The following is a 19,371-nucleotide window of genomic DNA, read 5'->3' on the forward strand; positions in this document are numbered from 1 at the left end:
CGATACTTGCGACTAATTCGCAATTTCACTCGAGACAGATCCCTTGACCGCGCCACGCCTCCTCCCCCTCGCCCTGGCCTTCGCGGGGGCCGCCGGCTACGCCCAGGCGGCCGAAGAGGCCGACTCCGGGCGCGTCCTGGAGGAGCTGGTGGTCACCGCCGACCGCGGCTTCGCGGCCCGGACCGTGCAGGTGGGCGCCTTCCGCAATGCGCGGGTGATCGACACGCCGCTGACGGTCAACGTGATCTCCCGCGACGTCCTGGACGCCCAGGGCGCGCTGACGCTGCACGACGCCCTGCGCAACACCGCCGGCGTCACCCGCTCGCAGCTCAACGGCGCGACCTACGACAACATCGCCATCCGCGGCATCCTCGTGGAGAACCGCGGCAACTACCGGCTCAACGGCGCCCTGCCGGTGATCAACCTCGTCGACCAGCCGCTCGAGGACAAGGAACGCGTCGAGGTGCTCAAGGGCGCGTCCGCCCTCTACTACGGCTTCGTGCCGCCGTCCGGCGTGATCAACATGACCACCAAGCGGGCGGGCGCCGAGCCGCACGCGGAGGTCACGTTGCGGGGCGACGACCACGGGACCTTCATCGTCTCGGCCGACCTGTCGCGGCGGTTCGCCGACGGCCGTATCGGCGTGCGGGCCAACCTCGCGCACGGCGAGGTCGAGACGGGCATCCGGCGGGTCCAGGGCGAGCGCGCGCTCGCGGCCCTGGCGGTGGACGTCGACGTCACCGACCGCCTCTCCGTGAAGTTCGACTACGAGTACATCGAGAAGGACATCTCGGAGCCGCCGGCCATCGCGCTGCTGCCGGCCGTGAGCGGCGTCATCACCCTGCCCGCGATCCCCGATCCCAAGCTGAACCTGGGCGACAAGTGGCAGCGCTACGACGCCTGGGCCCAGAACGTGCTGGTGCGGGCGGACTACCGGCTGTCCGACCGGTGGGCGCTCAAGGCCGAGGTCGGCGAGGCCATCACCGAGCGCGACCGGTTCTTCTCGCAGTTCCAGAACTACAACCTGGCGACCGGCGCCGGGACCCTGCAGATCGGCCTCACCCGCGACCAGCGGTTCACGAACCGCAACGGCCGCCTCGAACTGACCGGCCTCGTCCAGACCGGCCCCCTCGAGCACGAGCTCACCTTCGGCTGGACGGCCAACGAGCGCCGCTCGCGCGGCTTCAACGCCCCGAACCGGACCATCGCACAGAACCTCTACAGCCCCGTCCGCTTCGGCCCCGTGGCCTTCTCGCCGATCAACACGATCGCCCCGTCGAAGATCAAGGACCAGGGCTACTACGTCTTCGACCGCATGACCTGGGGACCGCTGCAGGTGCTCGCGGGCCTGCGCTGGTCGGACTACGAGAGCATCGCCGCGCGCACCTACAAGGCCGACGAGCTCAGCCCGGCGGTGGCCGCCGTCTACAAGCTGCGGCCCTGGCTCGCCTTCTACGCGACCTACCTCGAAGGCCTGGAAGAAGGCGGCATCGCGCCGGCCAACAACGTCAACGCCTTCGAGGTCCTGCCGCCGGCGAAGTCCAAGCAGTGGGAGGCCGGCGCCAAGGCCGAGTTCGGCGACGACGTGGTGGCCTCCGTCGCCTACTTCGAGATCACCCGTCCGTCCGCCTTCACCAACGCCCAGAACGTCTTCGGCCTCGACGGCGAGACCGAGTACCGCGGCGTCGAGTTCATGGCGGCGGGCGAACTCACCGACAGCCTGTCGCTGGTCGCCTCGGGCATCTGGCTGGATGCGAGCCTGGAGCGCGCCGCAAACCTCGCCCTCATCGGCAAGCGACCCGAGAACACGCCCAAGTGGACCGGCAGCCTCTTCGCCGACTATCGCATCGGCGCCGTCGAGGGTCTCTCCGTGAACGCCGGCCTGTTCTACGTGGGCAAGCGGGCGGTCAATCCGCTGAATCAGGCGTTCGTGGACGGCTACGTCACGGCCAGCGCAGGCCTGCGCATCCAGCGCGACATCGCCGGCCATTCCACGACCCTGCAGGTCAACGTCGAGAACCTGTTCGACAAGAGCTACTGGAACTCGGCCGGCAACAACCTGCTGGGCGTCGGCGCGCCGCGGACGGTGAAGTTCGCCGTCACCCGGGCGTTCTGATGCTGGGCGTCCTGCGCAAGGTCCACGCCTGGGCGGGGCTCGCGCTCTGCCTGCTGGTCCTTCCGCTGGCCGTCTCCGGCGTCCTGCTGGTCTTCAAGCCGCAGTGGATCCGCGCCACCGTCCCGGGCGCGGACGCCTCGCCGACCGTCACGGCGGACACCGCGGCCCAGGCCCTCGCCGCGGCCCAGGCCGCCTTCCCGGGCCTGCGTAGCGTGACCTTCGCTGGGCCCGAGGTCGGACTTCACCAAGCCTACGTCGCCGACGGCGGCGGCGGTTACCTCACCTCCGACGGCGAGGTCATCCAGGGATGGGACAGGAACGCCCGCGTCGTCGACTGGCTGTTCGACCTGCACCACCACCTGCTCTCGGGTGAGACCGGCGCCACGGTCGCCGGCGCCATCGGTCTGGCGACCGCGCTGATGGTCGTGACGGGACTGATCGTCTGGGCGCCCGCCTGGCGCAGCTTCAGGGGCCGGATCGCGCCGGGCGCGGGCCGCGCGGGCTGGCTCGCGGCGCACCGCGACCTGGGCCTCATGGCCGCCCCGGTCCTGGTCGTCATCACGCTGACGGGCGCGGCCCTGAACCTGGACGCGCTGGCCGCCCGCGTGATGGGCTTCCAGCCATCGCGGCCACCCGCGGTGGGTTCCGGCGATGTGGACTGGCTCGGGGCGCTTTCGGCCGCCCAGGCCCGCTTCCCCGACGCCCAGATCCGCATGGCCATCCTGCCCGCGGCGCCCGGAAAGCCCGCCTCGATCCGCCTGCGCCAACCCGCGGAGTGGCATGCCAATGGCCGCACCGTGGTCTGGATCGACCCGGCCACAAGCCGAATCGCGCGCGTCGACGATGCGCTCGCATATGCTCCCGCGCAGAGGGCCTACAACGCCTTCTGGCCCATCCACGCCTCCAAGGTCGGCGGCGTCGCGTGGAAGGCTGTCACCTTCGCCGCGGGTCTCGCGCTGATCGCGCTCAGCCTCTACGGCGCGGAATCCTACCGGCGGAAGCTGTTTCCCACGCGCCGCCGGGTTCGGCAGGCCGCGGCCAGGGCCGGCTAGCCCGGCGGCCTGTCCAGCAACCGACGGGCGTCCTCGATCGTGGCCGTGGTTTCCGCGGCCTTCGCCGCCGCGCCGCACACCGCCGCCAGCTCTCCAGCTTCACCCGGCGTCCACGGGTCGTCCTCGATCGTCATGGCCGGAGCATCCGGGTCGCCATCGATCATGACCGCCGCCATGGACAGCCGCCGCACGGTTCCGGCCGCGCAGTCCGCCTCATGCCGCTCAAGCAGGTGGCTCAGCCGCCCCTCGGCCAGCTCGGCCTTCGGGCGCACGATCATGATGTGGTCGTAGCTGACCCTGGCGCGCGAGCGGCTGAGCGTGCCCAGATCGACGAGCTGAACGGTCTCGGGGTTGCGGAACGTCACGGCGAAAGGCGCCGCAGCCGCCGGCGTCGCGAGCGCGAGGACGACGAGAAGCGTTGCGCCCCTCAAGCGCCCGCCGCGCCGCCCAGACGGGTGAGCGCCTCTTCCAGCTTGGCCTTGGCGGCCCCGGCCTCGGCCAGCCGTTCGCGGTTCTCCTCGACCACCTCTTCCGGCGCCCGGGCGACGAAGTCGGGGTTGGCGAGCTTCTTGGCGGTGCGGTCGATGTCGGCCGTCAGCGCGGCCACCTCCTTCGTCAGGCGCGTCCGCTCGGCGGCGATGTCGATGAAGTCGGCCACAGGCAATGCCAGCGTCGCGCCGGCCACGACGTAGGGGATCGACCCCGGCGGCGCGGCGTCCACGAAACGGACCTCGGCGACGCGCAGCAGGCGCTGCACCAGGGCGGCGCTGGCCTCCAGGACCCGCCGCTGCTCGGCCGAGGCTTCGACCACCAGCAGCGGCGGCTGAGCCGAGGGCGGCACGTTCAGGCCCTGGCGGACGGAGCGGCCTTCGGTGATCGTCTCGACGATCAGGGCGACCTCCGCGTCGGCCGCGGGATCGATCAGGGCGGCGGGCAGATCCGGCCACGCCGCCGTCATCAGGAAGCCGCCCTGCGGGCGCGGCGCGCCGAGGTCGGCGGTCTTCTCCCAGAGCTCCTCGGTGATGAAGGGCATCACCGGGTGCAGCAGCTTCAGGATGACATCCAGCACCCAGGCGGCCGTCGCCTGGGTCTCCGCCTTCGCGGCCGCATCGGCGCCGCTCAGCAGCGGCTTGGCCAGCTCGACGTACCAGTCGCAGAACTGGTTCCAGATGAAGCGGTAGAGCCCCTCGGCCGCATCGGCGAAGCCGCAGTCGGCCAACGCCTCGGTCACCGCGGCCGCGGTGCGCTGCGTCTCGCCCACGATCCAGCGGTTCAGCGGGGCCCTGACCGCGGCCGGGTCGAACCCTTCCGCGCGGGCGCAGCCGTTCATCTGGCAGAAGCGCGTGGCGTTCCACAGCTTGGTGCCGAAGTTGCGATAGCCCTCGATCCGCTGGCGCGAGAGCTTGATGTCGCGCGCCTGACCCGACATGGCCGTAAGCGTGAAGCGCAGGGCGTCGGCCCCGTACTCGTCCACCAGTTCTAGGGGGTCCATGACGTTGCCCTTGGACTTGGACATCTTCTTCCCCTCGGCGTCGCGCACGAGAGCGTTGATGAAGACCCGCTTGAACGGGACCTCGCCGGTGAAGTGGATGCCCTGCATCATCATCCGGGCGACCCAGAAGAAGATGATGTCGAAGCCGGTGATCAGGGTGTGCGTCGGGTAGAAGCGGCGCAGGTCCTCGGTCTGGTCCGGCCAGCCCAGCGTCGAGAAGGGCCACAGGCCCGACGAGAACCAGGTGTCGAGGACGTCCTCGTCCTGCTTGAGCTCGGTGGGTCGGCCGTAGTGCTCCTCGGCCTGCCGCCGGGCCTCGGCCTCGGTCTCCTCGACGAACGCCTTGCCGTCCGGGCCGTACCAGGCGGGGATGCGATGGCCCCACCACAGCTGGCGCGACACGCACCACGGCTGGATGTTCCGCATCCACTCGAAGTAGGTCTTCTCCCAGTGCCGGGGCACGAAGACGGTGTCGCCGTTCTCGACCGCCGCGATGGCGGGCTTCGCCAGGACGTCGGCGGCGACGTACCACTGGTCGGTCAGGTAGGGCTCGACGACGACGCCCGAGCGGTCGCCGTGCGGGACCGTATGCTTCGTCTTCTCGATCTCGCGCAGCAGGCCCAGCGCCTCGAACGCCTCGACCACCTTCTTGCGGGCGGCGAAGCGGTCCAGCCCCCGGTATTCGGGAGGAACGTTGTCGTTCAGCCGCGCGAAGTCGTCGAAGACGTTGATCATCGGCAGGCTGTGCCGCTTGCCGACGGCGAAGTCGTTGAAGTCGTGGGCCGGCGTGATCTTCACCGCGCCCGAGCCCTTCTCGGGGTCGGGATACTCGTCGGCGATGATCGGGATCGGCCGGTTGACGATGGGCAGGCGCACGGCCTTGCCGACCAGCGCCTTGTAGCGCTCGTCGCTGGGGTGGACCGCGACCGCCGTGTCGCCCAGCATCGTTTCCGGCCGCGTCGTGGCGACGACGATCTCGCCCGAGCCGTCCTCAAGCGGATAGGCGAAGTGCCAGTAGTGGCCGTCGACCTCGCGCTGCTCGACCTCGAGGTCCGAGATGGCCGTCTGGAAGTGCGGGTCCCAGTTCACCAGCCGCTTGTCGCGGTAGATGAGCTTCTGCTTGTAGAGCTGGACGAACACCCTGCGGACGGCGGCGGACAGGCCCTCGTCCAGGGTGAACCGCTCGCGGCTCCAGTCGCAGCTCGCGCCCAGCCGGCGCAGCTGGTTGACGATCGTGCCGCCCGACTTGGCCTTCCACTCCCAGACCTTGGCGACGAAGTCCTCGCGGCCCATGTCGCGCCGGCTCTGGTTGCCGCTTTCGGCCAGCTGGCGTTCGACCACCATCTGGGTGGCGATCCCGGCGTGGTCGGTGCCCGGCAGCCACAGCGCAGCCTTGCCCCGCATGCGCTCGAACCGGATCAGCACGTCCTGCAGGGTGTTGTTCAGCGCATGCCCGATGTGGAGCGAGCCGGTAACGTTCGGCGGCGGGATGACGATCGAGAACGGCTCGGCGGCGGGGTCGTCCACCGGGGCGAAGCGGCCGGATTGCTCCCAGGCCTGGTACAGGCGCGGTTCGGCGGTCTTGGGATCGAAGGTCTTGTCGAGCATCGTCTTGTTTCTGGCTGAGCCGGTGCGTTTAGCAGGTCCGTCCGGGTCGGGGCAGAGCTATCGGCGCCGCGCAGGGCTGTCACCTTTCGCCGCCTTCGCGGTCGGTGTCCGAACGCCCGGTCCACGGAGATATGCGGCGACGCACGGACGCGCGCGGGACCTGTCGTCCCCGGCCGTCATCCCCCGGCTTGTCCGGCCCCCCCCTGCCAAGGGCAGGCTGGGCGTCGAAGGATCCCTCCGGACGAACCGGGGGATAGCCGCGGCGGTCCGCTAGCGTACCCGGCTGCGGGCGATGCGCTCGACCTCGGCCTCGACCGCCTGTTGCACGATCGTAGGCAGGTTCTCGTCCAGCCACTGCTGGAGCATGGGCCGCAGCAGGTCGCGGACCACGTCTTCGAGCGTGCGGTCGGACTGAGGGACCAACAGGTTCGACGCGAGCTTGCTGAACGTGGCCGCCGCCGCCGCGGCGACGTGCTCGCTGACCAGCGTCGGCGCGGCCGGCTCGGGCTCGGGCGGCGCCTCGGCGACCGGCGGCGGGGGCGCGGGCTCGACCTCCACGAAGTCGAGGTCGCCGTGCGTCTCGACCTTCTGGGTGAGCTCGAGTTCTTCCTCTTCCTCGGTCGCCGCCTCGGGCTCGGGCGCGGCCGCGACAGGTTCCGGCTCGGGCTCCGGCTCAGGAATGGGCGCGGGTGATTCGGCGGCCTCGGCGACGGGCTCGGCGGCCGGCGCGGGCTCCGCGGCGCCCTCGCTCGGGGTCTCGTCCTCCGAGATGATGCGGCGGATGGAGGCGAGAATCTCCTCCATCGTCGGCTCTTGGGAACTCTGTTCGCTCATGACCCTGCCGCTGCGATTGAATCCAGGCGGCTAGACCCTAGGCCGCCCGCGGCGATCCTGCAATTTCCCCGATCACCGGGCGTCAAAGCGCCGCCCTTCGTTGCACTACCGCGAGGCAGGCGGAACCGCAGGCGGCGGCTGCAGGCCCGGCGGGATCGGCTTCTCCAGCGGCTTGTCCGCCGGCTTCGGCGCCGGATAGGGCGTCGCCAGCTGGTCGACCACGCCGACGGCCTCCTCCCAGGGCACCCAGCCCCAGGTGATCCGCAGCTTCCGGAAGTTCTTCGCCGAGTCATACTGCTGGATCGTCGGAACGAGGTTCTTGCCCTCCAGCCGGCCCATCGTCGCCAACACGTTGGCCGCGGCCACGTATTCGTCCCGGCGCGACGAGACCTGGTTCAGCTCGGCCTGGCGCAGCTCCTGCTCGGCGTTCAGCACGTCGATGGTGGTGCGCAGGCCCACCTTCTGCTCCTCGCGCGTGCCTTCGGCGGCGATGCGGGCGGCGCGCACCTGCTCCTCGCTGGACGCGATATTGGAGCGCGCGGCGATCAGCTGGCTCCAGAACTGGGTGACCCCCTGGAGCACGTTGCGCCGCACGCCCTCGATGGTGATGCGGTCGGCGTTGTTGCGCTCCACGGCCTGCCGGACGCGGGAGCTGGTCAGGCCGCCCGTGAAGAGCGGGACCGTCGCCGTGATCTGCGCCGCGACGCTGCGGCCGAAGTTGTCGCGCGGATCGTAGGGATCGATGAGGCCGCTGTGCTGGACCGACAGGGTGCCCGACACGGTGGGCATGCGTTCCGCCTTTGCGCCCGCAACCCGCGCGCGGCTCGCCTGCTCGGCGAAGCGCTGGGCCCGGAGCTGCGGATTGAACTGCTCGGCGACGCGGTAGGCTTCGTCCGGATCGTCGGGCAGCAAGTACGCGAGGGACGGCTCGGGTGCGAGCTCGCCGGGGTTCTGGCCGACCAGCGTTGCGTAGTTGGCGCGGGTGATCGCCAGCTGCGCCACGGCCTGCTGCAGCAGGGCCTGCGCCTGCGCAAGGCGGGCCTGCGACTGGGCCACGTCGGTCCGGGTCACCTCTCCGACGTCGAACCGGGCCTGGCTCTCCTGGAGCTGCCGGCTCAGGACCGCCACGTTCTCCTGCCGGATGCGCAGGGCCTCCTGGTCGCGGCGGGTGTCGGAATAGGCCTGGATCACCGAAACCAGGACCTGCGCCTCCACGCGCCGCAGGTTCTCCCGGCCGGCAAGCACGTCGGCGTTGGCCGCGTTCACGGACGCGGCCACGCGCCCGCCCGTCCAGATCGGCTGGGTGAACTGCAGGCCGCCCGTTCCGCGATTGCTTCGCCGGACGCCGCCGGCGCCGAAGCTGTCCGGCACGCCGTCGCCGGTGAGGTCCACGCCGCGGCCGGCGATCGGGGTCTGCGTCTCGGCCCACTGGGCCGTCACCTGGGCCCCCAGCGTCGGACGCCAGCCGCTGCGGGCCTGGACGTAGGTCTCGTCGAGCGCGCGCTGCTGTGCGCGCTGGGCCTGGAGCGTCGGGTTGTTCTGGTAGGCGAGCGCGACGGCGTCGGCGAGGGTCTCCGCGCCGGCCGGGGCGGCCACGGCGCAGAGGGCGCCGGAACACACGGTCGCGGCCAGCAGTCGGCCGCGGAGTTTCATCGACATTTTCTTATCCCCGATCTCGCGAGAGACGCCGGCTTGTATGACGACGTCTGCCGCGTGGGCCAAGCTGCGTCACCTTAAGCTTTTTTCACACCGCCGCGTTTCCACGCTGTTTCAGCGGCAACTAGAAGGCGAAACCGTGATTCGGCTCGAAGCCCGCCAGGACGGGCGCGAAACAGTCGAACAGATCGCGCCGCCCGACGGTCTCGGCGGACCGGACGTAAAGCAGCGCCTTGCCCACCGGACCATCCCGCTCGACCACGCCCAGCCTGCCGTTCGTCGCAAGCGCCGCGATCCAAGCGTCCGGCGCGCGCGAGACGGCGCCCTCGCAGACCACGATGTCGAACGTCCCGCCCGGAAGGGCGTCGCCCGCCTGCGCCTGGACGACCTCGACGCCGAGGTCCTCGATCACCGCCGCCGCGTAGGGGGCGCTGATCGCCAGGGCGCGCTCGCCCGGCATGGGGCGGAGGGCCTGCACCAGCTTGGCCACATCGCGGGGCTTCAGGAGCCAGCGCCCGGGCGCGTACTCGGCCTCGATGTCGGTATAGGCGAGGTGTTCCTGGTCGGCTGCCAGGAAGCGTTCGCGCGGGATCTTCCGCATGGCGTCGTGGATCCGGACGTCCGTGACGTCCTGCGTTCGCACCTGGCTCTCCACCATGTTGAGGCGGGCGGCGGCGAAGTCGGCCATCGGGAATCCTTGGGCGCGGGAGAAAGTCCGTGGCGGCGGTTATAGGCGCCCGCGGCGGGAAGGCAATTGCGGCGCAAGAGCCGTTCTGTTAGTCCCCGCCCCTCACCTTCGGCGGCCTGATGGCGGAGTGGTGACGCAGCGGACTGCAAATCCGTGCACCCGAGTTCGATTCTCGGTCAGGCCTCCAACCTACCCCCCCTGCCCCTTCCGGTCAGACGCCGGCCTCGTCGAGGCGCCGCGCCAGCTCGAGCTTCGAGTGCACGCCCAGCTTGGCGTAGACGGCCGCCAGCTGGTTTCGCGCGGTCGCTCGGCTGACGCGCAGGCTCGCCGCCGCCTCGGCCGCCGTGAGGCCGCGCGCGAAGGCCATCGCGACGCGCAGCTCTGCCGGGGAGAGCGGCAGGTCGGCGGCGCCGTCGGCGAACGTCAGGACGTGGCGGTCGTCGCCACGATGCAGCCGGAACCCCTGCCCGCGGACGTCGGTCCGGTCATCCGTTCCGGCCGCGAGCGCACGGAGGGGCGGCGGCAGCAGCGGGCCGACCCAGCCGGCGAAGACGACCTGCATCCGCAGGCCGAACGCCGCGTCCGAGGCATGGACCTGGCCCAGGCCGTCGACGACCGCGTGGCCGTCCGGGAGCGGCGGAGGGGCCCGGCCGCCCGCCTCGCCGCCCCGCGCGACATGCCACAGGAGACGGTGTCTCCAGGCCGCCGCCAGGTGCGGCATGAGGAGCTCCAGCGCATCGCGCTCGTCGTCGCGGAAGACCGCGCGGCGGTCCGCCCGGAAGAGGTAGACCAGCTCGCCGACCTGCGTCACCGGGTCGATCGCGGTGACGCCCAGCGCATGCTCCATGCCGCCGGGACCACAGAAGGCCTGGTAGATCTCGGACTCATAGTGGGCGTCGAGCGGCTGGATGTCCTCGTTGCGCAGAGCCTCTCCGGGGCGTCGGGCGACCGCGCTGCGCAGCAGGTCGTGGGCCTGCCAGCGTACGCCGTACTCCACGAGCCGTTCCGGCGAGAAATCCACCGCCGCGATCCCGAAGATCAGCATCGGCTCCTGGACCCCGGAGCCCCAGATGGCCGAGTCGAAGGGGATCAGCTCGCGAAGCCGCTGAAGGCAGCCCTCGCGGAAGGTGGCGAAGGGGCGGAGCGGCGCGGCGTCGTGAATGTCCAGTGCGGCGCTATTGATGCGTCGGGAAAAATCCACGCGACTGCGACCTCTCCCATCTCCAGGGCCGGCGTGCAGCATAGGCGGCCGTCGCGCCGCGCCCATAGAGCATATGCATCATTGTGAAGCTTCGGGGGCCGCCCCGCGCCCCGCCGCAGCCCGATTTGGGGTGCATCGGCGCCATGGAGCGGCAACCGCCGCGGACCTACCATCTGCCTGAAACAATTTGGCTTTTCGCCTGTCAGGGGAATTCTGGCGGGCGGGCCGGACAGCATCAGACAGGGGTCACACCATGAGCAGACTTGCAACCATCCTGGGCGCCGCCGCCCTGTTTGGCGCCGCGGCTTCGGGCGCCCATGCGGCGCTTCCCTTCGGCACGCTCTCGTTCGTCCAGCCGGACGGGACGGCGGGAGCCTCCGACGTCATCGACATCGTCGTGCGATTCACGCTAAGCTAAGACTCCGATCCCTTCGCCGTGGATGCGGACGGACTGGTCACGGCCGGCGGCCCGTCCGAACAGGAACTGCTCGACCGCGGGTTCGCTGTCGACACGCCCTACACCACAGCCATTTCCTACTCGGCCGGGTGCAGCGGCTCGTTCCTCGGTGGCAACTGCGGCGGCCCGTATGCCTTCAACTTCGGGTTCGGGTTCAGCAACATTTCCCTGCAACCGGGCGAAAGCGTGGACTTCCTGTTCGGCCGCCTCTCCCCGAACGGCGGGACGGCGGCCCCCGGGATCTACAACTTCTACAGCGCCCAGCTGCAGGTGGTGGCCTATCGGATTCCCGAGAACGGCCCGTACCAGGAGGCCCGCTTCACCCTTGCCGACACCTGCCCGAACGGCGACGACCTGAGCTGCGACTTCACGCGGACCGTCCGCGCCGGCGGCGGCGGAATCGTGCCGGAGCCTTCGACCTGGGCGCTGATGATCCTGGGCTTCGGCGCCGCCGGCTCGGCCCTCCGCGCGAACCGGCGGCGGGCCCTGCCCGCTCCGGCGCGCGGCTAGCCGGAGAGCTCGTCCGGGCGACGGACCGTACGGACGCTGACCTCGCCCGCGCGCCGGTCGCGGATGACCCGCAGGCGCAGCGTGTCGCCGGGCTTGGCGCCCGCGATGCGCCGTGTCAGCCCGCCCGCTCCGGTGACCGCCTCGCCGTTCACGGCCGTCACCACGTCGCCTGGGCGGAGCGCAGCCGCGGCCGGGCCGCCGTGCACGATGCCCGCGATCAGCGCCCCGCGCTGGCCGCCGATGCCCAGCTGAGCGGCGACCGCCGGCGTCAGGTCGGCGACGCTGACGCCCAGGTAGCCGCGCACTACGCGCCCCGACTGGATGAGCTGCCGGCTCACGTCCTCCGCCAGGTCGGCGGGGATGGCGAAGCCGATGCCGACCGAGCCGCCGGACGGCGAGAAGATGGCGGTGTTCACGCCGACCACCCGGCCCTGCAGGTCGAACGACGGGCCGCCCGAGTTCCCCGCGTTGATGGGGGCGTCGATCTGCAGGTAGCTGACGTAGGCCTCCCCGATCTCGCGGCCGTAGGCCGAGACGATGCCCGCCGTGGCCGTGCCGCCCAGGCCGAACGGATTGCCCACCGCCACCACCCAGTCGCCGACCTGCGGCGCGGCCTGGCGTCCGAAGCTCACATACGGCAGCCCCTGGGCGTCCACCTTGAGGACGGCGATGTCCGTCGGCGGGTCCCGGCCGATCAGGCGGGCCCGGAACTGCCGGCCGTCCGAGAGGCTGACCACCACCTCCTGCGCGCCCTCGACCACGTGGTTGTTGGTGACCACATAGCCGTCGGCGCTGATCAGGAAGCCCGAGCCCGCGCCGCGCCGGACCGGGCGAGGCCCGAAGCCGGGGACCACGCCCGGCGGCAGCATGCGGCCGTCATCGGTGAAGGCGCCGCCCACCGCCAGGGTGTCGATGGACACGACCGCCGGGGCGACCCGGCGGATGATCGGGGCGAAGGAGTCCGGGGCCTGCGCCGCGCCCGCGGGGATGGCGACCGGGGGCGAAGCGGCGGCGGCCTCGGGCGCCGGCGCGGCGGGCCGCTCGCAGGCCGCGACGATCAGGGCCGCCGCGGCGGCGAGGGTGATGGTCCTGGCGGACATGCCGGGCTCCCGGAAGTCGGTGGGCTGGTGCGATGCAGATGGTCGCGCGGGCGGTTCGGCGCCAGACGCTTGAACCCGCGGACCGCGCGCCCTACCCGGAGCCATGACACGCGAAACGCCCCACGTCCTGGTCACCGGCTCCACCCGCGGTATCGGCGCCGCCATCCTCGCATCGCTCGAAGGCCGGGCGCGCGTGGTCGGCCACGGCCGCGACGACGGCCCGCTGGCGATCGGCGCGGACCTGTCGGCCTCCGGCGCCGGCGACCGCCTCTGGGATGCGGCGCTGGCGCGCCTGGACGGCCGGATCGACGTGCTCATCAACAACGCCGGCGTGTTCGAGGCGGTCGGCGTCGACACCGCCGCGGCCGACTGGCAGGCGGCCTGGGCCCGCACCCTGCAGATCAATCTGCAAGCCTCGGCCGACCTCTGCCGCCGGGCCATCCTGCACTGGCGCGAGCGGGCCTCGGGGGGCCGGATCGTCAACGTCGCGAGCCGGGCGGCGTATCGCGGCGACAGCCCGGCGCACTGGCACTATGCCGCCTCCAAGGCCGGCATGGTGGGGATGACGAAGTCGATCGCCCGCGGCTATGCGGCCGAGGGCATCCTGGCCTTCGCCATCTGTCCCGGCTTCACCCTGACCGGCATGGCCGAGGACTACCTGGCCAGCCGCGGCGGCGAGAAGCTTCTGGCGGACATCCCCCTCGGACGCGTGGCCGACGCCGAAGAGGTCGCAAACGCCGCAGCCTACCTGGCCCTGGAGGCGCCGGCTTCGATGACCGGCGCCGTCCTCGACATCAACGGCGCCAGCTTCGTGCGTTAGGCGAGCCTGCGCGTCGTTCGATTTTCTGCGCCGCGTCGAACCCTCCGCGATCCTGCCCCGCGTATTCCCGACAGGACCACGATCGGAGTACGCCTGCGATGACGCGCCGCCGCCTTGGAGCCCTCGGGCTCGCCTGCCTCACCGCCGCCGCCCCGGCGTCCGTCCCGGCCCAGCCCTCCCGGTACGTGGAGCCGGGCGTCAGTCCCGACGCCTGCGCCCGCTTCGGCTACAACCCCACGCCGGAGCGCGAAGTCCGGCCGCCCCAGGCGAGATTTGGCGCGGGCGGCGCCTATCGGGCGCCGCCGCCGCCACCGCCGCCGCCCCCACCGCCTCCGGCCGGCCAGGTGAGCGCGCCTCCCAGCATACCGCCGCTCCCCGTTCCGCCCGTCGAGCGGCGCATCGGACAGCCCCGCATCCAGGCGCCCGCCGCAGCCCTCGAGGAGCTGGTCGTCACCGGCGGCCGCAGGATCGCGCCGGCGCCTTACCAGCGCTTCCCCTCGCAACCGCTGGACACCGAGCGCTATCCGGACGCCGGCCCCAATCCGATCCGGCAGACCGCGGCGGACCCCGTCTCGACCTTTTCTGTGGACGTGGACACCGCCGCCTACGCGAACGTGCGCCGGTTCCTGCGCGACGGAGCTCGGCCGCCCAGCGACGCGGTGCGGGTCGAGGAACTGGTGAACTACTTCGACTACGGCTACGCGCCGCCGCGCGACCGCGCGTCGCCGTTCAGCACGCATGTCTCGCTCGCCCCCTCGCCGTGGGCCGGCCAGCGGCAGATCCTGCACATCGGAATCCAGGGCTTCGACCTGCCCCGGACGGCGGCGCCGCCGCTCAACCTGGTGTTCCTCGTGGACACGTCGGGCTCCATGATGCCGCCCGACCGGCTGCCGCTGGCGCAGAAGTCCCTCAACCTGCTGGTCGACCAGCTACGCCCGGAGGACCGGGTCTCGATCGTCGCCTATGCGGGTTCGGCCGGCGCGGTGCTGGCCCCCACCGACGGGGCTCAGAAGCTCAGGATCCGCTGTGCGGTCGGCGCCCTGCAGTCGGGCGGGTCCACCGCCGGCGGCCAGGGCCTCGCCCTCGCCTACGCCTTCGCCCGCGAGCACTTCGACCCCAAGGCGGTGAACCGCGTGATCCTGCTGACCGACGGCGACTTCAACGTCGGCGTCGCCGATCCGGCGAAGCTGAAGGACTTCGTCGCCGAGAAGCGCAAGGACGGCGTCTACCTGTCGGTCTACGGCTTCGGCCGCGGCAACTACAACGACGTGATGATGCAGACGCTGGCGCAGAACGGGAACGGGACCGCGGCCTACATCGACAGCCTGCAGGAGGCGCGGAAGGTGTTCCGCACCGACTTCACGAAGTCGCTGTTCCCCATCGCCGACGACGTGAAGGTGCAGGTCGAGTTCAACCCCGCCCGCGTCAGCGAGTACCGGCTGATCGGCTACGAGACGCGCATGCTCGCGCGCGAGGACTTCAACAACGACCGCGTGGACGCCGGCGAGGTGGGCGCGGGCGCGTCGGTGACGGCGCTCTACGAGATCACGCCGGCGGGCGCGCCGGGATCGGCCGATCCTCTGCGCTATGGCCGGGCTGCGCCGGCGCCGGCCGCGGGCGGCGAGCTGGCCTACCTGAAGATCCGCTACAAGCTGCCCGGCGAGCGCAGGTCGCGCCTGATCGAGCGCCCGATCGGGGCCGACGACGCTGCGGCGACCCTCAACACCGCGCCGGAGGCCACCCGCTGGGCGGTGGCGGTGGCGGGCTTCGGGCAGAAGCTCAGGCGTGACCCCCGCGTCTCGGACGCGTTCGGCTGGGACGAGGTGGTGAGGCTCGCCCAGACCGCCCGCGGCGCCGATCCCTTCGGCGAGCGCGCGGAATTCGTGCAGCTGGCGCGCGCCGCCGCCGAGGCTCGGGGGGTGAACGAACAGACGCCGTGAGGAACGTCGCGGCCGGGCCGGTCACGCCGTGCGCAACCGCCCGACCGCCTCCAGCAGGATCGGGCGCTGGCCCTTGTGGATCTTCACGGCCGACGTCGCGGCGTCGAACCACGCCGCGCGATCGACCTCCGGGAAGGACGCGCGCCGCCCGGAGCGGGGCGGCCACTCCATCTCGAACCGGTTGCTCTCGATGCGGCTCACGTCGATGTCGGCCTCCACGAGCCACGCCTGGATGGTCTTGCCCGAGGCCGTGACCGGCGTCAGGGGCTGGGCGTCGCCGGCGATCTCGAGGCCCAGTTCCTCGCGGAACTCCCGCCGGGCGGCGGCCCAGTCCTCCTCGCCGGGCTCGACCAGCCCCTTGGGAATGGACCAGCCCGCCGCGTCCTTCTTCGCCCAGTACGGCCCGCCCGGGTGGACCAGCAGGAACTCGGGCCCCCCGGGGCGGCGTCGCCAGGCCAGCACGCCCGCGCTGACCACCCGCGGCGCCATCAATCCATCAGGCGCTGCATGAGATAGGTGTACTCCAGCGCCTGCCGCATCGCCCGCTCGTTGAGGTTGGCGGCGGCGGCGTGACCGCCGTCGATGTTCTCGTAGTAGAGGTAGTCGTAGCCGTACTCCTTGAGGCGCGCCGCAGCCTTGCGGGCGTGCGCCGGGTGCACCCGGTCGTCCTTGGTGGACGTCTCGATGAACACGCGCGGATAGGGCTTGCCCCTCGCGAGGTTCTGGTACGGCGAGTAGCTCATCAGCATCGCGCGCTCTTCCGGGACCTTGGGGTCGCCGTACTCGCCGATCCAGGAAGCACCCGCGCCGATGTGGTCGTATCCGATCATGTCGAACAGAGGGACCTGGATGACGATGGCGTTGTACAGCTCGGGCCGCTTGGTCAGCGCCACGCCCATCAAGAGGCCGCCGTTGGAGCCGCCCATGATGCCGAGCTTCTTGGGGTTGGTGATCTTGCGCGCGATGAGGTCCTCGCTGACGGCGAAGAAGTCGTCGTAGACCGCCATCCGCTTCAGCTTCAGGCCGGCGTTGTGCCAGCGCGGGCCGAACTCGCCGCCGCCGCGGATGTTGGCCACCACATAGACGCCGCCCTTCTCGAGCCAGAGCTTGCCGACGGTCGCGGCGTAGCTCGGCGTCTGGCTGACCAGGAAGCCGCCGTAGGCGTAGAGCAGCGTCGGATTCGAGCCATCCAGCTTCATGTCCTTCCGGTGGACGACGAAGTACGGGACCTTCGTGCCGTCCTTGGACGCGGCCCAGTACTGCTCCACCGCCATGTTCGAGGCGTCGAAGCGCGGCGGCAGCGTGCGGACCTGCTGCGCCTTGCCCGCCTCGGCGTCCGCCAGCCACTGGCTGGACGGCGTCAGATAGCCCGTCACGTTCAGGACCAGGCCGTCGCTGTGGTCGGCGGCCGAGCCAATGCTGATCGTCGAGTCCTTCGGCAGGTCGAGCCGGCTCGAGGTCCAGCCCTCGCCGCTGCGGCGGTAGGAGATGACCTGGCCCTTCACGTTGTCGAAGAGCGCGATCACCAGGCGGTTGCGGGTGGTGGTGACCTGCTCCACGGCCTGGGTCTCGGTGGGGCGAAGGATCAGCGCCGGGGTCATGTTCGAGGGATCGGCCTTGACGGCCGCGAGGTCGAAATCCACGAGGTCGCCCTCGCGGAAGCCCTTGCCCGTCCAGTTGTCCTCGAGGCTCACGACCAGGCGGCCGGCGAGGTAGCCCTGGACCGAGGACTTGGTCGGCAGGTCCAGCTTCCGCGGCCCGCCATCGGCGAGCAGGTAGTGCTCGGCGTTGAAGGTGTCGAGCGGACGCTGGATCAGGACCGCCTGCAGCCGGCCGTCGGGCTCGCGCAGCACGATGGGCGAGACGCCGTAGCCCCCGTCCTCCCTGCGCCCACGGAACACCTCCAGGGCCTCGGACATCTTCTGGCCGCGCTTCAGGATCTTGGCGATGAAGGGATACCCGGACGTCGTCACATCGCCCTTCTTCCACTCGGCGACCACGATCAGCGTGTCCTTGTCGAGCCAGTCGAGGCGGTGCTTGCCCTCCGGTAGGCGGAAGCCGCCCTCGACGAACCGGCCCGTCTGGGTGTCGAACTCGCGCACCTCGACCGCGTCCTTGCCGCCGTTCGACAGGCTGACCAGGCAGTAGCGGTCGTCCGGCGGCAGGCAGTCGGCGCCCTTCCAGACCCAGTTCGCCTTCTCGGCCTTCGAAAGCGCGTCGAGATCCAGGATCGCGCGCCACTCCGGGGCGCCGGCGCGGTAGCTCTCGACCGAGGTGGTCCGCCACACGCCGCGCACGTGTTCGGCATCCTGCCAATAGTCCCGCAGGGCGCCGTCGCCAGCGAAATAGATGCTGGGGATCCGGTCCTTGGCGGTCGCGATCTTCAGCGCGTCGGCGTAGAGCCCCGCATAGCGAGGGTCGTTCTTCAGCTGCGGGAGCGAGCGGGCGTTCTCGGCCTTCGCCCACTCCAGCGCCCGCGCGCCCTCGATCTCCTCCATCCAGGTGTACGGGTCGTGATCAGGCGCAGCGGCCCCCATGAGAAAGGCTCCGGCCAGGACGGTCGCGACGGCGCGCAACAGCATGATTGTTCCCCGAACTCGATACGCGGTGAATGCCGGCTCGATTTCTAGCCAACAGGCCCGGGAAATTCTCGCCTTTTCGGCAGGGTTCGCGCGTCGCGACCGGCGACGCGGTCAGGGCCCCACCATCAGGCCGACGTAGGCGACCGGCAGGACCCAGACCATCACGGCGGCGAGGCCCAGCATCAGCCGGCGGCGGCGGCGGCGCGGGCGCACCTGGGTCTCGAAGAAGGTCGCGTAATCGAGCGTGGTCATGGGTCGTCTCCGTTGCTGGACACGACCCTGAGGCCGACCTACGTCAATTCCGGACGTGTGTCCGCACGGCGGCCTCGAGTTCGCTGCGCATCATCGCCTGCAGCGCCGACGGCTCGACGATCTCCACCTTGTCGCCCCAGGTGAACAGGTGCCAGGCGAGCTCCCGCATCCCGCTGGCCCGGAACCGGACGATCGTCGACCCGTCGGCCTGCGGTTCCACCTTCTGACGGGCGTGGAAGCGCCAGCGCAGGGCGTCCTCGCGACCCTCGGGCGTGACGCGCAGGACCACGTCCTCGGTGTCGTCCTGGTAGATGCCGAAGCTCTCGTCCGCATAGGCCTGGAGGGAGAAGTCCTCGGGCCGGTCGGCCGCTCGTCCGGTCACCTCGGGCTCGAAGACCCGGTCCAGCCGCCAGTTGCGCGGACCCGTGCCCGCCCCGACCTCCTCGGCCACGAGGTAGTTCGAGCGACCGAAGAGGATGCCGTAGGGCGTCACCTCCCGGACACGGCCCGGCTGGGAGCCCCCCTCGTAGCGGAACCTCAGCGTCGAGAGCGCCTTCAGCGCCTCGCGGACGGCGGCGAGCACGGTCTCCTCCTCGAACGGCCGGGGACCGGCCTGCACGGCGATGGTCTCCGCCTGCAGGAGCGCCTCCAGGTCGGGGGCGAGCCGGCGGCGGGCCGAGGCGCGCATGGCCGACAGCACCTTCTGCTCCAGCGCACGGAGGGCCGCGGCGCGGGCGTGCGCCCCCTGCCGGTCCATCGCCTCGGCCGAGGCGGTCAGCGCGGCCAGCTCCTCGGCCGTCGGAGCCTGAAAGAGGCCGTCCAGACCCGACGGGATCCGGAACCGGCGCTCGCGCCCATCCTCGACCACCTCCATGGCGGGGAACACGGTCGCCACCGCATCGCGCATCCGCTCGACGGTCCGCCGCGCCACGCCCAGGCGCTCGGCCATCTCGTCGAGCGTGAGGCCCTCGGCCGTCCCGGCCAGCATCCGCGCGAGCTCCAGCAGTCGCGCGCCTTTTTCGTGCCTCATGGGAACGTGCGTCCGATTTTGTCGTAGCTGACA

Annotated in this window: 16 protein-coding genes, 1 tRNA gene and 1 pseudogene; 7 read left to right on the forward strand and 11 right to left on the reverse strand. The window is 71.2% G+C overall.

Annotated features, from left to right (window positions below):
* Positions 1-43: 43 nt before the first annotated feature.
* Both AC2D8W_RS13835 and AC2D8W_RS13840 read left to right on the forward strand, forming a co-directional pair.
* On the forward strand, positions 44-2,116 hold the full coding sequence (locus tag AC2D8W_RS13835; protein WP_484672007.1) for a TonB-dependent siderophore receptor: 2,073 nt from the start codon (positions 44-46) through the stop codon (positions 2,114-2,116).
* The gene (locus tag AC2D8W_RS13840; RefSeq protein ID WP_484672008.1) at positions 2,116-3,168 is read left to right on the forward strand and encodes a PepSY-associated TM helix domain-containing protein; all 1,053 of its coding nucleotides are present in this window, start codon (positions 2,116-2,118) and stop codon (positions 3,166-3,168) included. The genes AC2D8W_RS13835 and AC2D8W_RS13840 overlap by 1 nt, the downstream gene beginning before the upstream one ends.
* Here AC2D8W_RS13840 and AC2D8W_RS13845 read toward each other — a convergent pair.
* From AC2D8W_RS13845 to AC2D8W_RS13865, 5 genes are all read right to left on the reverse strand, one after another.
* On the reverse strand, positions 3,165-3,599 hold the full coding sequence (locus AC2D8W_RS13845) for a hypothetical protein (RefSeq protein WP_484672009.1): 435 nt from the start codon (positions 3,597-3,599) through the stop codon (positions 3,165-3,167). The genes AC2D8W_RS13840 and AC2D8W_RS13845 overlap by 4 nt on opposite strands.
* A complete protein-coding gene (locus AC2D8W_RS13850) occupies positions 3,596-6,268 on the reverse strand; it encodes a valine--tRNA ligase (protein ID WP_484672010.1) in 2,673 nt (890 codons plus the stop codon). The genes AC2D8W_RS13845 and AC2D8W_RS13850 overlap by 4 nt, the downstream gene beginning before the upstream one ends.
* A 270-nt stretch (positions 6,269-6,538) precedes the next feature.
* The gene (locus AC2D8W_RS13855; protein WP_484672011.1) at positions 6,539-7,072 is read right to left on the reverse strand and encodes a DUF2497 domain-containing protein; all 534 of its coding nucleotides are present in this window, start codon (positions 7,070-7,072) and stop codon (positions 6,539-6,541) included.
* 135 nt (positions 7,073-7,207) lie between these two features.
* Positions 7,208-8,761, reverse strand: a complete 1,554-nt coding sequence (locus AC2D8W_RS13860) for a TolC family outer membrane protein (RefSeq protein ID WP_484672012.1) — start codon at positions 8,759-8,761, stop codon at positions 7,208-7,210.
* Between the two features lie 121 nt (positions 8,762-8,882).
* Positions 8,883-9,446, reverse strand: coding sequence for a protein-L-isoaspartate O-methyltransferase family protein (locus AC2D8W_RS13865; protein ID WP_484672013.1), 564 nt, complete (start codon positions 9,444-9,446; stop codon positions 8,883-8,885).
* Between the two features lie 113 nt (positions 9,447-9,559).
* On the opposite strand from AC2D8W_RS13865, the gene AC2D8W_RS13870 reads away from it, so the two are divergent.
* Positions 9,560-9,633, forward strand: a tRNA-Cys gene (locus AC2D8W_RS13870).
* Between the two features lie 24 nt (positions 9,634-9,657).
* On the opposite strand, the gene AC2D8W_RS13875 is transcribed toward AC2D8W_RS13870, so the two are convergent.
* The gene (locus tag AC2D8W_RS13875; protein ID WP_484672014.1) at positions 9,658-10,647 is read right to left on the reverse strand and encodes a helix-turn-helix transcriptional regulator; all 990 of its coding nucleotides are present in this window, start codon (positions 10,645-10,647) and stop codon (positions 9,658-9,660) included.
* Between the two features lie 253 nt (positions 10,648-10,900).
* Here AC2D8W_RS13875 and AC2D8W_RS13880 point away from each other — a divergent pair, with 253 nt between their 5' ends.
* Entirely contained in the window at positions 10,901-11,065 is a 165-nt protein-coding gene (locus AC2D8W_RS13880) for a hypothetical protein (protein WP_484672015.1), read from the forward strand.
* A 441-nt stretch (positions 11,066-11,506) separates the two neighbouring features.
* Positions 11,507-11,614 (forward strand): annotated as a pseudogene (locus tag AC2D8W_RS13885) (PEPxxWA-CTERM sorting domain-containing protein); the annotation flags it as partial.
* Here the strand turns inward: AC2D8W_RS13885 and AC2D8W_RS13890 are convergent.
* Positions 11,611-12,714 carry a S1C family serine protease gene (locus AC2D8W_RS13890; protein ID WP_484672016.1) on the reverse strand — a complete coding sequence of 368 codons (1,104 nt, stop codon included), beginning with the start codon at positions 12,712-12,714 and terminating at the stop codon, positions 11,611-11,613. The pseudogene AC2D8W_RS13885 and the gene AC2D8W_RS13890 sit on opposite strands and share 4 nt — an antisense overlap.
* Positions 12,715-12,817: 103 nt before the next feature.
* On the opposite strand from AC2D8W_RS13890, the gene AC2D8W_RS13895 reads away from it, so the two are divergent.
* Both AC2D8W_RS13895 and AC2D8W_RS13900 read left to right on the forward strand, forming a co-directional pair.
* A complete protein-coding gene (locus AC2D8W_RS13895; protein ID WP_484672017.1) occupies positions 12,818-13,534 on the forward strand; it encodes an SDR family NAD(P)-dependent oxidoreductase in 717 nt (238 codons plus the stop codon).
* A 98-nt stretch (positions 13,535-13,632) separates the two neighbouring features.
* A complete protein-coding gene (locus AC2D8W_RS13900) occupies positions 13,633-15,474 on the forward strand; it encodes a vWA domain-containing protein (protein WP_484672018.1) in 1,842 nt (613 codons plus the stop codon).
* Between the two features lie 21 nt (positions 15,475-15,495).
* Here AC2D8W_RS13900 and AC2D8W_RS13905 read toward each other — a convergent pair whose 3' ends face one another.
* The 4 genes from AC2D8W_RS13905 to AC2D8W_RS13920 all read right to left on the reverse strand — a co-directional run bounded on the left by AC2D8W_RS13905 (position 15,496) and on the right by AC2D8W_RS13920 (position 19,338).
* The gene (locus AC2D8W_RS13905; RefSeq protein ID WP_293483504.1) at positions 15,496-15,963 is read right to left on the reverse strand and encodes an NUDIX hydrolase; all 468 of its coding nucleotides are present in this window, start codon (positions 15,961-15,963) and stop codon (positions 15,496-15,498) included.
* Positions 15,963-18,056 (reverse strand): prolyl oligopeptidase family serine peptidase, encoded by a 2,094-nt coding sequence (locus AC2D8W_RS13910; RefSeq protein WP_484672019.1) that lies wholly within the window; start codon positions 18,054-18,056, stop codon positions 15,963-15,965. The genes AC2D8W_RS13905 and AC2D8W_RS13910 overlap by 1 nt, the downstream gene beginning before the upstream one ends.
* A 111-nt stretch (positions 18,057-18,167) precedes the next feature.
* Positions 18,168-18,308, reverse strand: coding sequence for a hypothetical protein (locus AC2D8W_RS13915; protein ID WP_293483508.1), 141 nt, complete (start codon positions 18,306-18,308; stop codon positions 18,168-18,170).
* A gap of 43 nt (positions 18,309-18,351) precedes the next feature.
* Entirely contained in the window at positions 18,352-19,338 is a 987-nt protein-coding gene (locus AC2D8W_RS13920) for a helix-turn-helix transcriptional regulator (RefSeq protein ID WP_484672020.1), read from the reverse strand.
* Between the last annotated feature and the right edge of the window lie 33 nt (positions 19,339-19,371).

Source organism: Phenylobacterium sp. T106 (assembly GCF_057219735.1).

What these genes read in the sequence shown, in the direction of transcription:
- AC2D8W_RS13840 (WP_484672008.1), top strand. Translation starts at nt 2,116, where the DNA reads ATGCTGGGCGTCCTGCGCAAGGTCCACGCCTGGGCGGGGCTCGCGCTC.
- AC2D8W_RS13850 (WP_484672010.1), bottom strand. Translation starts at nt 6,268, where the DNA reads ATGCTCGACAAGACCTTCGATCCCAAGACCGCCGAACCGCGCCTGTAC.
- AC2D8W_RS13855 (WP_484672011.1), bottom strand. Translation starts at nt 7,072, where the DNA reads ATGGAGGAGATTCTCGCCTCCATCCGCCGCATCATCTCGGAGGACGAG.
- AC2D8W_RS13860 (WP_484672012.1), bottom strand. Translation starts at nt 8,761, where the DNA reads ATGTCGATGAAACTCCGCGGCCGACTGCTGGCCGCGACCGTGTGTTCC.
- AC2D8W_RS13865 (WP_484672013.1), bottom strand. Translation starts at nt 9,446, where the DNA reads ATGGCCGACTTCGCCGCCGCCCGCCTCAACATGGTGGAGAGCCAGGTG.
- AC2D8W_RS13880 (WP_484672015.1), top strand. Translation starts at nt 10,901, where the DNA reads ATGAGCAGACTTGCAACCATCCTGGGCGCCGCCGCCCTGTTTGGCGCC.
- AC2D8W_RS13890 (WP_484672016.1), bottom strand. Translation starts at nt 12,714, where the DNA reads ATGTCCGCCAGGACCATCACCCTCGCCGCCGCGGCGGCCCTGATCGTC.
- AC2D8W_RS13895 (WP_484672017.1), top strand. Translation starts at nt 12,818, where the DNA reads ATGACACGCGAAACGCCCCACGTCCTGGTCACCGGCTCCACCCGCGGT.
- AC2D8W_RS13900 (WP_484672018.1), top strand. Translation starts at nt 13,633, where the DNA reads ATGACGCGCCGCCGCCTTGGAGCCCTCGGGCTCGCCTGCCTCACCGCC.
- AC2D8W_RS13905 (WP_293483504.1), bottom strand. Translation starts at nt 15,963, where the DNA reads ATGGCGCCGCGGGTGGTCAGCGCGGGCGTGCTGGCCTGGCGACGCCGC.
- AC2D8W_RS13910 (WP_484672019.1), bottom strand. Translation starts at nt 18,056, where the DNA reads ATGCTGTTGCGCGCCGTCGCGACCGTCCTGGCCGGAGCCTTTCTCATG.
- AC2D8W_RS13915 (WP_293483508.1), bottom strand. Translation starts at nt 18,308, where the DNA reads ATGACCACGCTCGATTACGCGACCTTCTTCGAGACCCAGGTGCGCCCG.
- AC2D8W_RS13920 (WP_484672020.1), bottom strand. Translation starts at nt 19,338, where the DNA reads ATGAGGCACGAAAAAGGCGCGCGACTGCTGGAGCTCGCGCGGATGCTG.